The 11,645-nt window shown below is 61.3% G+C and carries 11 protein-coding genes; 1 reads left to right on the forward strand and 10 read right to left on the reverse strand.

All coding sequences use genetic code 11. The features are described 5' to 3' along the window. Nucleotides 1-42 precede the first annotated feature (42 nt). On the reverse strand, nucleotides 43-573 hold the full coding sequence (gene secM, locus ACSBQS_RS14585) for a secA translation cis-regulator SecM (protein WP_033641856.1): 531 nt from the start codon (nucleotides 571-573) through the stop codon (nucleotides 43-45). 26 nt (nucleotides 574-599) lie between these two features. Between secM and ACSBQS_RS14590 the strand changes: the two genes are divergently transcribed. Beyond that, nucleotides 600-1,115 carry a DUF721 domain-containing protein gene (locus tag ACSBQS_RS14590; RefSeq protein WP_004932751.1) on the forward strand — a complete coding sequence of 172 codons (516 nt, stop codon included), beginning with the start codon at nucleotides 600-602 and terminating at the stop codon, nucleotides 1,113-1,115. A 114-nt stretch (nucleotides 1,116-1,229) separates the two neighbouring features. On the opposite strand, the gene lpxC is transcribed toward ACSBQS_RS14590, so the two are convergent. The 9 genes from lpxC to murD form a co-directional block, all read right to left on the reverse strand. Beyond that, nucleotides 1,230-2,147 carry a UDP-3-O-acyl-N-acetylglucosamine deacetylase gene (gene lpxC, locus ACSBQS_RS14595; protein ID WP_004932754.1) on the reverse strand — a complete coding sequence of 306 codons (918 nt, stop codon included), beginning with the start codon at nucleotides 2,145-2,147 and terminating at the stop codon, nucleotides 1,230-1,232. A 103-nt stretch (nucleotides 2,148-2,250) separates the two neighbouring features. After that, nucleotides 2,251-3,405, reverse strand: coding sequence for a cell division protein FtsZ (gene ftsZ, locus ACSBQS_RS14600; RefSeq protein WP_004932757.1), 1,155 nt, complete (start codon nucleotides 3,403-3,405; stop codon nucleotides 2,251-2,253). Nucleotides 3,406-3,479: 74 nt separating this feature from the next. Then, nucleotides 3,480-4,736, reverse strand: a complete 1,257-nt coding sequence (ftsA, locus tag ACSBQS_RS14605; protein ID WP_004932758.1) for a cell division protein FtsA — start codon at nucleotides 4,734-4,736, stop codon at nucleotides 3,480-3,482. Further along, nucleotides 4,733-5,584, reverse strand: a complete 852-nt coding sequence (ftsQ, locus tag ACSBQS_RS14610) for a cell division protein FtsQ (RefSeq protein WP_004932761.1) — start codon at nucleotides 5,582-5,584, stop codon at nucleotides 4,733-4,735. Before ftsQ ends, ftsA begins: the two co-directional genes overlap by 4 nt. Before the next feature lies 1 nt (nucleotide 5,585). Further along, the gene (locus tag ACSBQS_RS14615; protein WP_033651670.1) at nucleotides 5,586-6,506 is read right to left on the reverse strand and encodes a D-alanine--D-alanine ligase; all 921 of its coding nucleotides are present in this window, start codon (nucleotides 6,504-6,506) and stop codon (nucleotides 5,586-5,588) included. Next, nucleotides 6,499-7,974, reverse strand: a complete 1,476-nt coding sequence (gene murC, locus ACSBQS_RS14620; RefSeq protein WP_025301571.1) for a UDP-N-acetylmuramate--L-alanine ligase — start codon at nucleotides 7,972-7,974, stop codon at nucleotides 6,499-6,501. Before murC ends, ACSBQS_RS14615 begins: the two co-directional genes overlap by 8 nt. Before the next feature lie 84 nt (nucleotides 7,975-8,058). After that, nucleotides 8,059-9,123: an undecaprenyldiphospho-muramoylpentapeptide beta-N-acetylglucosaminyltransferase gene (gene murG, locus ACSBQS_RS14625; RefSeq protein ID WP_131165219.1), complete on the reverse strand. Its 1,065-nt coding sequence runs from the start codon at nucleotides 9,121-9,123 to the stop codon at nucleotides 8,059-8,061. 3 nt (nucleotides 9,124-9,126) lie between these two features. Then, a complete protein-coding gene (ftsW, locus tag ACSBQS_RS14630) occupies nucleotides 9,127-10,329 on the reverse strand; it encodes a cell division protein FtsW (RefSeq protein WP_015376649.1) in 1,203 nt (400 codons plus the stop codon). Beyond that, entirely contained in the window at nucleotides 10,326-11,645 is a 1,320-nt protein-coding gene (murD, locus tag ACSBQS_RS14635; RefSeq protein WP_033651671.1) for a UDP-N-acetylmuramoyl-L-alanine--D-glutamate ligase, read from the reverse strand. The genes ftsW and murD overlap by 4 nt, the downstream gene beginning before the upstream one ends.

Genomic DNA, 11,645 nt, shown 5'->3' on the forward strand with positions numbered 1-11,645 from the left:
CAACTTGCTATTATTTATGGTTTTTGTGCCCAAAGGGCGAGATCAGACGAGGGCGACGGGCCCGGCGCGAATGCCCTGCACCTGCGCCACCCACAGGCCGGTCTGGTGCCGCGCCAGCGTTGGCAGCACCTCAAGGTGGGTGTGGCGAATGATGGTCGGCGGCTTCGGCTCGTGCGTCAGCAGCGCGTTGAGAGTAGAAAGCAGCGCCAGTTGCGCTACCTGCAAAGGGGGTTCCGCTTCGGCTTCGCTCTCCTGCACCCGCGCATAAACCGCCTGCGGCGCCAGCGCGAAAGAGAGGTGACGAATAACCGTGCGCAGCGCATGTTGCTGCCAATAATCTACGCTGAAGGTAGGACGGCGATGCGCGTCCTGCAGCAGGGCCAGGCTGTTGAAGGTGCCGTTGGCCGAATTTTGCCGGTTAAGGCTGGACGATGTGCTCGGCAATGCGGCCTGATCGGGTGCGCCGGACAAATTGGAAGGCGCGCCAAGCGTGGCCGCAACCATCCCTAACAGGAGATGGGGCCAGAAATAACGTCTGCCAAATTGTCGCCAACGATTTAGAATACCGATCACGAGTTTATAATCCGCCGGAGCCCATTATGCGCGATAGCCGTCCACAATTATTAGATGTCCTGTTCGACGACGCGTCTGCCGGCAGCAAAGGGCCGCTGCATAACGTCCAGCAACGCGCGGTGGCGCTGCTCAAGCTTAACCGTGCAGTGAAGGGCCTGTTGCCCGCTCCCCTGCATCCCTGGTGCCGCGTCGCGAATTTCCGACAGGGTATTTTAGTGCTCGAAACGGCAAATGCCAGTTGGATGATGCGCTTGCGCTACGAACAACCCGCTTTGCTGTCTGCACTACGAGCGCAAATTCTACCATCATTGTCGTCGATCGACATCAGGATTAATCCGGCCTTGATGGCGAAAGGCAGCAACCAGGTGCAAAACGCCGAAAAAGCGCCGGAAAAACCCGTGCCGATGCGGCATTTGAGTCTGGAGAGTGCGGAAGAGCTGAGGGGATTAGCGAGCCGTAGCCCAGAGAAACTGCGCAAGATATTGGAACGGCTGGCTGCATTGGCCGGAGAGGGTACCAACACAACCAGTCGTGATAAGTAATCAGCGACACGGACTGCAAAATACCGGACAGCCGGCACCACACCATCGTGAGCCTGAATTCTCAGGCTCTGAGGGGATGCGCCTGCCGTTATTCGCAGGCGAGGAATGCAGACCTTACGCCAATACGGTAGACGGTGCCTTGAATGCCAATGGCATTTCGGCTTCGTCCTGGAAGGTCACGTATTCCCACGCTTCCTGCTTGGCCAGCACGGCCTGCAGCAGTTTGTTGTTCAGCGCGTGGCCAGACTTGAACGCGGTGAACGCGCCAATGATGTTGTGGCCGCACATGAACAGGTCGCCGATGGCGTCCAGCATTTTGTGACGTACGAATTCGTCTTCGAAACGCAGACCGTCTTCGTTCAGCACGCGGTAGTCGTCTACCACGATGGCGCAGTCGAAGCTGCCGCCCAAGGCCAGGCCGCGGGACTGCAGGTATTCGATATCACGCATGAACCCGAAGGTGCGCGCGCGGCTGATTTGACGCACGAACGACTCAGCCGAGAAATCAAGACGATAGCGCTGAGAGCTGGCGTCGATGGCCGGGTGGTTGAAGTCGATGGTGAAGTCCAGGCGGAACCCGTTATGCGGGGACAGCTCGGCCCACTTGTCGCCATCTTCAACGCGTACGGTCTCTTTCAGACGCAGGAATTTCTTCGCCGAGTTCAGTTCTTCGATGCCGGCATCCAGCAGCAAGAACACGAACGGACTGGCGCTGCCGTCCATGATTGGGATTTCAGCGGCGTCGACTTCGATGACGATGTTGTCGATGCCCAGCCCAGCCAGCGCGGCGTTAAGATGCTCAACGGTCGAAATACGCACGTCATGCTCATTCACCAGGCAAGTACAGAGCATGGTATCACGCACGGATTTTGCATCAGCCGGAAAATCAACCGGTGGATTCAAGTCAGTGCGACGATAGATGACCCCGGTATTAGCCGGCGCTGGGCGCATTGTCAGCGTGACTTTCTTGCCGGTATGCAAACCGACGCCAGTCGCCTGAACAATACGTTTTAATGTCCTTTGTTTGATCATCGTTTTATCTCGCAATGTTATCCATCCTACCAGCCAAGCATACAGCATGGCTGGCGGGACAGTTTAGCACAAAGAGCGGAGATTCCAAATTCTCAGGATATTCTTAGTCTGCCTGTTTACGCAGGAAGGCTGGAATATCAAGATAGTCGGGCTCTTTATTCGGCTGCGCAGCTTGGTCGTTGACCACCTTCGCGGCAGGTTTCACTTCCTGCGGCAGAGGCGACATGCCGTGCTGCTGATAACGGTGATCCATCACCGGCTGGCTGGCCTGCTTATTGGTCACCAGGGTGATTTCAGGACGCTTGTCCATACCGATACCGGTTGCAACCACGGTTACGCGCAGTTCGTCGTTCATTTCCGGATCCAGCGAGGTACCGATAACCACGGTGGCGTTGTCGGAAGCGAACGCACGGATGGTGTTACCCACGGTTTCGAACTCATCCAGACGCAGGTCGAAGCCGGCGGTGATGTTGACCAGTACGCCGCGCGCGCCGGACAGGTCGATGTCTTCCAGCAGTGGGCTGGAGATCGCCATTTCGGCCGCTTCTTCGGCGCGGTCTTCACCGCAAGCCACGCCAGAACCCATCATCGCGTAGCCCATTTCGGACATCACGGTGCGCACGTCGGCGAAGTCGACGTTCATCAGGCCCGGACGGGTGATCAGCTCGGCGATACCCTGCACCGCGCCTTTCAGCACGTCGTTGGCCGCGCCGAACGCGTCCAGCAGGGAGATGCCGCGACCCAGAACTTTCAACAGCTTGTCGTTCGGGATGGTGATCAGTGAGTCCACGTGTTTGGACAGTTCAGCGATACCCTGCTCCGCGAATGCCATGCGCTTTTTGCCTTCGAAGTTGAAAGGCTTGGTCACCACGGCCACGGTCAGAATACCCAAATCTTTAGCCACTTCAGCCACCACTGGCGCCGCACCGGTACCGGTGCCGCCGCCCATGCCGGCTGCGATGAAGACCATGTCTGCGCCGTCCAGCGCTGCGCGCAGGGCTTCGCGGTCTTCTTCCGCTGAATTGCGACCCACTTCCGGGTTCGCGCCCGCACCCAGACCTTTGGTAATACCGCTACCAATCTGGATGGTTTGGCCAACCGCCGTTTTGCGGAGCGCCTGGGCGTCCGTGTTCACAGCGAAGAATTCAACACCTTCGATGCGCTCGCGCACCATGTGTTCAACGGCGTTGCCACCGCCGCCGCCGACGCCGATGACTTTAATCACCGCGTCATTGGTTAGTTCCATTGGTTCAAACATAGTTTCTCTCCGTTTTGTGCCTGTCGCTGCGAGATCATAAAAAGATTACTCAGCATGATCTCTTTGTTGAAACATTAAAACTCTTTTCTCAGCCAGCTATTGATGCGTTTAAACCAATTGCCCACCGAGGCGCGTTTTTCTACTTCTGTCTCACCGCTCAGGTGAGACTCTTTTCCATAGTGCAGCAGACCTACCGCCGTCGAGTAGTAAGGCTCCTGCGCATAATCCGTCAGACCCGTGATGTTCAAGGGTTGGCCGATGCGTACCTGGGTGTGGAACACCCGTTGCGCACAGGCTGCCAGGCCATCAATCTGGGCGGCGCCACCGGTCAGCACGATACCGGCCGCCAGATGATGCTTCACCCCTTGCTGACGCAGTTGCTCCTGCAATTGCAAAATTTCATCGTTAACCAGATTCAACAGTTCGGTGTAGCGTGGCTCAATGACTTCAGCCAGCGTCTGTCTTTGCAGACTGCGCGGAGGACGTCCCCCGACGCTAGGCACCTCTACATTCTCATCCTTGCTAACAATCGACCCAAGCGCACAACCGTGTCGAACTTTAATCGCTTCCGCGTCGGTCGGCGGCGTGCCGAAGGCGTAAGCGATATCGCTGGTGACCACGTTCCCGGCGTAAGGGATCACTTTGGTGTGGCGCAGCGCACCGCCGGTGTACACCGCCATATCCATGGTGCCGCCGCCGATATCCACCACGCAAACGCCGAGTTCGCGTTCATCTTCGGTCAGCACCGCGTAGCTCGCGGCCAAACCGGCGAAAATAAGTTGGTCAACTTTCAGGCCGCAACGTTCCACGGCCTTGACGATGTTCTTCGCCATATCGTTATGGCAGGTAATCAGATGCACCTTGGCCTGCATGCGCACGCCGGACAGCCCAACCGGGTTTTTGATGCCTTCCTGATAATCGATGGCGTATTCCTGAGGAATCACGTGCAGGATGCGGTGTTCGTCACGCACGCGCACCGATTTGGCGGTGTGCACCACGTTCTCCACGTCGTCCTGCGTCACTTCCTCTTCCGAGATAGGCACCATGCCGATTTCGTTCTGGCAGCTGATGTGTTTGCCCGACAGCGCCAGGTACACCGACGAGATCTGGCAGTCCGCCATCAGCTCGGCCTGATCGATGGCGCGCTGTACGCACTTCACCACCGACTCCAGGTCGTTTACGCCGCCCTTATCCATGCCGCGAGACGGGCAGCTGCCCACCCCGATAATGTTGACCATGCCATCGGGCAGAACTTCCCCTACCAACGCGGAGACTTTTGCAGTACCGATCTCCAGTCCAACTACCAGTTTTCTGTCCGTCGACTTGATCATTGTTGTTTTGCCTGTGCCTGATTCTGTTGCTGATTACTGTTTTGCTGACCGCCAAGCGCCTGCGGATCGACCAACACCGGAGCCCACCCTACCGAAGCGCCGGACTCGTAGCGCAAATCGACATAGCTGACACGCTTGCTCTCCGCCTGGCCCTGCTGCTGCAATACCGGGTAAAGCTCGATAAACCGCTGCAAACGCCCGTTGCGGTCATCGCGCCCCAGCTCAAGCCGGACATCGTTGTCCAGCGCCAGCTGCCAGGAATGGCGCGCGGTCATCGCCGCCATTTTCAGCGTATATTTGCTGGCCGCCAACGTGGCGCTCATCGCCCGATAGCCTTCCAACACATCCTGCTCGCTCCCTTCCGGCCCGTAGAGCAGCGGCAACTTCTGCTTGCCCGCCCGCTCCGCCGGCACGCTGAACGCTTTGCCCTCGGCGTCCACCATGTGCAAATCGTTCCAGCGCGCCACCGGGACATACTCCACCAGATGGATCTTCAGCTCATCTGGCCATTGTTTGCGCACGCTGGCCTGCTTGATCCACGGCAGACGTTCGATCTGCTGCTGGATGACGTCCACATCCTGCGTCATAAAGGTGCCGGGCGCGCCCAGCGCCAGGATCGCCTGACGAATATCATCGTTGGTGGTGTAATGGCGTTCGCCGGTCACCACCAGCCTTGAGAGCGGCAGGCGACTGGCGTCTTTCATCCAGCCAAGCACCGCCCAACCGCTCCACACGACCGTTCCCAACACCATCAGCAGGAAAATCATTCCCGCCAACTGGGTTCCATTGCTGCGGCGCGGGCCGTTATCCACCTCGCGATCGCGCGCATTCAGGGCAGCTTGCGACATATCAGTCGGCCAACTCCAAAATTCTCGCCACTAGCTGCGAGAAGCTTAATCCAAACTGGCGCGCCGCCATCGGCACCAGGCTATGACTGGTCATGCCCGGAGAGGTGTTCACCTCAAGCAGATAGAAGCTGCCATCGCTGTCTTGCATCACATCGACGCGGCCCCAGCCGCTGCAGTCCAGACCGCGGTAGGCGCGCAGCGCCAACGCCGCCATCTCGGCTTCCTGCTCGGCGCTCAAACCGCTCGGGCAGAAGTACTGCGTGTCGTCCGAAATGTACTTGGCCTGATAGTCGTAAAACACGCCGGCCGGCTGGATACGGATCGACGGCAACACTTGATCGCCCAGCATCGCCACGGTGTATTCCGGGCCGCTCAACCACTTCTCCACCAGCACATCGTCGTCATGGCGGAAGGCTTCTTCCAACGCCGCTGCCAACGCCGCGCTTTCGGTGACCTTGCTCATGCCGACGCTGGAGCCTTCACGGCTCGGCTTGACGATCACCGGCAGACCGAGATCCGCCACGCGCGCCAACAGCGCCGCTTTTTCGGCGCCGAGATACAGCTGGCGATTCAGCGCCACGTAAGGCGCCACCGGCAAGCCCATCGACTGCCACACCATCTTGGTGCGCCATTTGTCCATGGTCAGCGCCGAGGCCATCACGCCGCTGCCGGTATAAGGCAACTCGAGGAACTCCAGCAGCCCCTGCAGGGTGCCGTCCTCGCCGCCGCGGCCGTGCAGCGCGATAAACACTTTGGTGAACCCCTGCTCTTTCAGCTGGGTCACCGGGAAATCGCGGGTATCGACGCCGTGCGCATCGATACCGGCTTCGCGCAACCCGGCCAGCACCGCGGCGCCGGACTGCAGAGAAACGTCACGTTCAGCGGAGGTGCCGCCCAGCAGAACTGCAACTTTATCAGCCATGGTGCTCCTCCTCTTTCTTCGGCGGCTGCAGCTTCAGCTCGGCCAGTTTACGGGCGATTTTGCCCACGTTGCCGGCGCCTTGCACCAGCACCAGGTCTTCATCCTGCAGCAGCTGCGCCAGGGTTTCCGGCACGGTATCGGCATCGGAAACCAGGATCGGATCCAGCTTGCCGCGGCTGCGGATGGTGCGGCACAGCGAGCGGCTGTCCGCGCCCGGGATCGGCGCTTCGCCGGCGGCGTACACGTCGAGCATCAGCAGCACATCCACCTGCGACAGCACGTTGGCGAAATCGTCGTACAGATCGCGGGTGCGCGTGTAGCGGTGCGGCTGGAAGATCATCACCAGACGCTTGTCCGGCCAACCGGCGCGCGCCGCCTTCAGCGTGGCATCCACTTCGGTCGGATGGTGGCCGTAATCGTCCACCAGCATCGCGCTGCCCGCTTTGCCGTTGACCGGCTCCAGCGGAAACTCGCCGAGGAAATCGAAGCGGCGCCCGGTGCCCTGGAAGCCCGCCAGCGCGCGCAGGATATCTTCGTCGTCGATGCCTTCTTCGGTCGCTACCGCCACCGCCGCCGCTGCGTTCAACGCATTGTGGCGGCCCGGCGCGTTCAGCGTCACCGTCAGCAACGGTTTGTCCTGACGGCTCAGGGTAAAGTGCCCCTGCGGCCCAATCTGCCGGTAGTCTTCGATGCGCACGTCGGCATCTTCACTGAAGCCGTAGGTGGTGATATGGCGACCCACGCGCGGCAGCAGCTCACGCACCACCGGATCGTCGATGCACATCACCGCGCGACCGTAGAACGGCAGGTTGTGCAAGAAATTGATAAACGTCTGCTTCAGGTTCTCGAAGTCGCCCTGGTAGGTGTCCATATGGTCGGCTTCGATGTTGGTGACCACGGCCACCATCGGCTGCAGATGCAGGAACGACGCATCGCTCTCATCCGCTTCCGCGATCAGATAACGGCTGGACCCCAGTCGTGCGTGGGTGCCCGCCGCCTTCACCAGCCCGCCGTTAACGAAGGTCGGGTCCAGGCGGGCTTCGGCGTAAATGCTCGAGACCATCGCCGTGGTGGTGGTTTTGCCGTGCGTGCCGGCGATAGCGATGCCGTGGCGAAAACGCATCAGCTCCGCCAGCATTTCAGCGCGGCGGATCACCGGGATGCGCGCTTCACGGGCGGCGACGATTTCCGGGTTGTCGGCGGAGATGGCGGTAGACACCACCACCACGCTCGCATCCAGCACGTTTTCCGGACGGTGATTGAAATAAATCGTCGCCCCGAGCGCGCTCAACTGCTGGGTCACCGGATTCGGCGCCAGGTCGGAGCCGCTGATCTGATACCCTTCGTTTGCCAACACTTCGGCGATACCACCCATGCCGGCGCCACCGATGCCGACAAAGTGAATGTGCCGGACGCGACGCATCTCGGGCACGATAGTACGTAGTTTCGCCAGTTGTTGTGTATTCATCACTCTCTCTAATCCGGATCCGGTACCCCGGCCCTACATCACATTGCTTTTATTCAGGTTCGGCGCGCCGAACCCCTGCACTCGTTACTTGGCGAGCCGCACCAGCTCCGCCGCCACGCGCTCGGTGGCGTCCGGAATGGCGACCGCGCGCGCTTTCTCGGCCATGGCCAGCAGCGTCTTGCGATCCCAGCTCGCCAGCAGTTCGGCCACCACATCGGCGTTGAACTGCGGCTGTTCGATAATCTTCGCCGCGCCGGCTTCTTCCAGCGGGCGTGCGTTCCAGTACTGTTGACGATCCTTGTGCATGAACGGCACGAAAATCGCCGGCAGCCCCGCCGCCGCGATTTCGCTGACGGTCAACGCGCCGGAGCGGCAGACCACCACGTCGGCCCAGGCATAGGCGGCGGCCATGTCGTCGATGAACTCGGTCACCTTGTGCTGCGTCTGCCCTACCCTCTCGTAGTCGCGCAGCACCGTTTCCAGCGCGCCCTTGCCAACCTGATGCCAGAGCGTAATTCTATCGCCCAAACGCGCCGCGACTTCAGGAACTGTCTGATTCAGCACGCGGGCGCCCTGACTTCCGCCAATCACCAGCACGCGGATCGGGCCTTCGCGCCCTTGCAACCGCTCCGTCGGCAACGGCAGCGCCAACACGTCGGTGCGCACCGGGTTGCCCACCACCTCGGCGTTCGGGAACGCGCCGGGGAAGGCCTGCATCACTTTGGCGGCGATGCGCGCCAGCCAGCGGTTGGTCAAGCCGGCGATGCCGTTCTGCTCGTGCAGCACCACCGGGATGCCGCACTGCCAGGCCGCCAGGCCGCCGGGGCCGGAAACGTAACCGCCCATCCCCAGCACCACATCCGGCTGATAACTGCGCATGATGGCTTTCGCCTGCCGCACCGCCTGCCAGATCCGCAGCGGCGCCGTCAACTGGGCCTTCAGGCCCTTGCCGCGCAGGCCGGAGATGCGGATAAAATCAATCTCGATCCCGTGCTTCGGCACCAGATCGGCTTCCATTCGGTCTGCGGTTCCGAGCCAGCGCACCTGCCAGCCCTGCGCCATCAGATGATGCGCGACCGCCAGCCCCGGGAACACGTGCCCGCCGGTACCGCCTGCCATCACCATTAAACGCTTAGGTTTCCCGCTCATCCCTTACCTCTTCACAAACGCCTGAGCCTTGGTCAGGCGCGTTTCATAATCAATTCGCAGCAACAGCACAATCGCCGTCGACATAATCAGCAAGCTCGAGCCGCCGTAACTGATCAGCGGCAGCGTCAGACCTTTGGTCGGCAGCATGCCCGCGGCGGCGCCGACGTTAACCAGCGCCTGGAAGCTGAACCACACGCCGATCGCGCAGGCCAGGAAGCCGGAGAAGCGTTGGTCTATCTCCAGCGCGCGGCGCCCGATGGACATCGCGCGAAAAGCGACGAAGAATACCATTAACAGGGCTAAAACCACACCGATATAGCCCAGTTCTTCACCCAAAATGGAGAAGATGAAGTCGGTGTGCGCTTCCGGCAAATACTCCAGTTTCTGCACCGAGTTGCCGAGCCCCTGCCCCCAGAACTCGCCGCGGCCGAACGCCATCAGCGACTGGGTCAACTGGTAGCCGCTGCCGAACGGGTCGGCCCACGGGTTCCAGAACGAGGTCACGCGACGCATACGGTACGGTTCCGCGATAATCAGCAGCACCACGGCGAACACGCCGGAGCCGATGATCGCCAGGAACTGCCACATTTTCGCGCCGGCCAGGAACAGCATCGCCAGCGTGGTGATGAACAGCACCACCACGGTGCCGAGATCCGGCTGCGCCAGCAGCAGCACCGCCAGCACCACCATGACGCCCATCGGCTTACAGAAGCCCCAGAAGTTGCTGCGCACCTCTTCCACCTTACGCACCAGATAGCTCGCCAGGTAGCAGAACAGCGACAGCTTGGACAGCTCCGCCGGCTGAATACGCAGCGGGCCGAGCGCGATCCAGCGCGAGGCCCCGTTCACCGAGCTCCCCACCACCAGGACGATCAGCAGCATCACGATCGACATCAGCAGCATCACGTTGCTGTAGCGCTGCCAAACTTCCATCGGGATGCGCAGCGTCACCAACGACAGGCCGAACGCCAGGCCGAGGTACAGCGCATCGCGTTTGGCGAACAAGAACGGATCGTCCGCCAGGCGTTGGCCGATCGGCATCGACGCCGAGGTCACCATCACGAAGCCGATGATCGCCAACCCGAAGGTCAGCCACAGCAGGGTGCGATCGTACAGCACCATGTTGACCGCGTCGTTGTCGCGCGCGCCGGTCACCCAGTCTTTCAGCCGTTCTGTCAGCCCGAAGTTCGGCAAGCGTAGTTTCATCCGCCAAGCTCCTGCGCCAGGCGGGCGAACTCATCGCCGCGCACTTCAAAATTACGGAACTGATCGAGACTGGCGCAGGCCGGCGACAACAGCACCATATCGCCGGGCTGTACGCGGCCGGCGATGGTGCGCATCGCCTGCTCCATGGTCTCGGTCAGCGTCGCCACTTCCGGCCGCAGCTGCGCCAGTTGGGCGCCGTCGCGGCCAAAGCAATACAGCCGCACGTTGTCGCCCTGCAGATAGCGCGCCAGCGGCGAGAAATCGGCGGACTTGCCGTCGCCGCCCAGCAGCAGATGCAGCGTGCCGTCCACCTGCAGGCCGTTCAGTGCCGCTTCGGTGCTGCCGACGTTGGTGGCTTTGGAATCGTTGATCCAACGCACGCCGTTGTTCTCCCAGGCCAGCTGGAAGCGGTGCGCCAGGCCGGTGAAGGTGGTCAACGCCTTCAGGCTGGAGGCACGCGGGATATTGACCGCATCCGCCAACGCCAGCGCCGCCAGGGCGTTGGTGTAGTTGTGGCGGCCGGTCAGCTTCATCTCGCGCGTGTTCAGCACCTTCTCACCGCGCACCCGCAGCCAGGTTTCGCCCTGCTGACGGTTCAGGTGATAGTCGCCCACGTCCGCCCCGAAGCTAACGCAGCGTTCGTCGGCGCCGCGCACCGGCATGGTCAGCGCATCGTCCGCGTTCACCACGCACACCGCGGCGTTTTCATACACGCGCAGCTTGGCGCCGCGATACTGCTGCAGGCCGAACGGATAGCGATCCATATGATCTTCGGTCACGTTCAGGATGGTCGCCGCCGCCGCCCGCAGGCTATGCGTCGTTTCCAGCTGGAAGCTGGACAGCTCCAGCACATAAAGCTGACATTCCTGGCGCAACAGGCTCAGCGCCGGCAGGCCGATATTGCCGCCCACGCCCACCGCCCAACCGGCGGCTTTCGCCATCTCGCCCACCAGGGTGGTGACGGTGCTCTTGCCGTTGGAGCCGGTAATCGCCACGATCGGCGCCTGCGCCTCGCGGCAGAACAGTTCGACGTCGCCGACGATTTCCACGCCGGCGTCAGCCGCGGCGCTCAATGCCGGGGTCGCCAGCGCGACGCCCGGGCTGGCGACGATCAGATCTGCCGCCAGCAGCCAGTCCTGGTTCAGATCGCCCAGATGGCGCTCCACGCTTTCAGGCAGTTTGTCCAACCCTGGCGGCGCGATACGGGTATCCATCACGCGCGGCGTCACGCCGCGCGCCATGAAGAAATCGACACAGGACAGGCCGGTGAGGCCCAACCCGATGATGACGACTTTTCTACCCTGATAGTCTGCCAT

This window comes from Serratia sp. H402Y, from assembly GCF_051172415.1.
Classification (GTDB): domain Bacteria; phylum Pseudomonadota; class Gammaproteobacteria; order Enterobacterales; family Enterobacteriaceae; genus Serratia; species Serratia ureilytica.

Bases quoted from the DNA above. Each gene is read 5' to 3' on its own strand.
- ftsA (WP_004932758.1), bottom strand. From the start codon at position 4,736: ATGATCAAGTCGACGGACAGAAAACTGGTAGTTGGACTGGAGATCGGT.
- lpxC (WP_004932754.1), bottom strand. From the start codon at position 2,147: ATGATCAAACAAAGGACATTAAAACGTATTGTTCAGGCGACTGGCGTC.
- murD (WP_033651671.1), bottom strand. From the start codon at position 11,645: ATGGCAGACTATCAGGGTAGAAAAGTCGTCATCATCGGGTTGGGCCTC.
- murC (WP_025301571.1), bottom strand. From the start codon at position 7,974: ATGAATACACAACAACTGGCGAAACTACGTACTATCGTGCCCGAGATG.
- murG (WP_131165219.1), bottom strand. From the start codon at position 9,123: ATGAGCGGGAAACCTAAGCGTTTAATGGTGATGGCAGGCGGTACCGGC.
- ACSBQS_RS14590 (WP_004932751.1), top strand. From the start codon at position 600: ATGCGCGATAGCCGTCCACAATTATTAGATGTCCTGTTCGACGACGCG.
- ACSBQS_RS14615 (WP_033651670.1), bottom strand. From the start codon at position 6,506: ATGGCTGATAAAGTTGCAGTTCTGCTGGGCGGCACCTCCGCTGAACGT.
- ftsW (WP_015376649.1), bottom strand. From the start codon at position 10,329: ATGAAACTACGCTTGCCGAACTTCGGGCTGACAGAACGGCTGAAAGAC.
- ftsQ (WP_004932761.1), bottom strand. From the start codon at position 5,584: ATGTCGCAAGCTGCCCTGAATGCGCGCGATCGCGAGGTGGATAACGGC.
- ftsZ (WP_004932757.1), bottom strand. From the start codon at position 3,405: ATGTTTGAACCAATGGAACTAACCAATGACGCGGTGATTAAAGTCATC.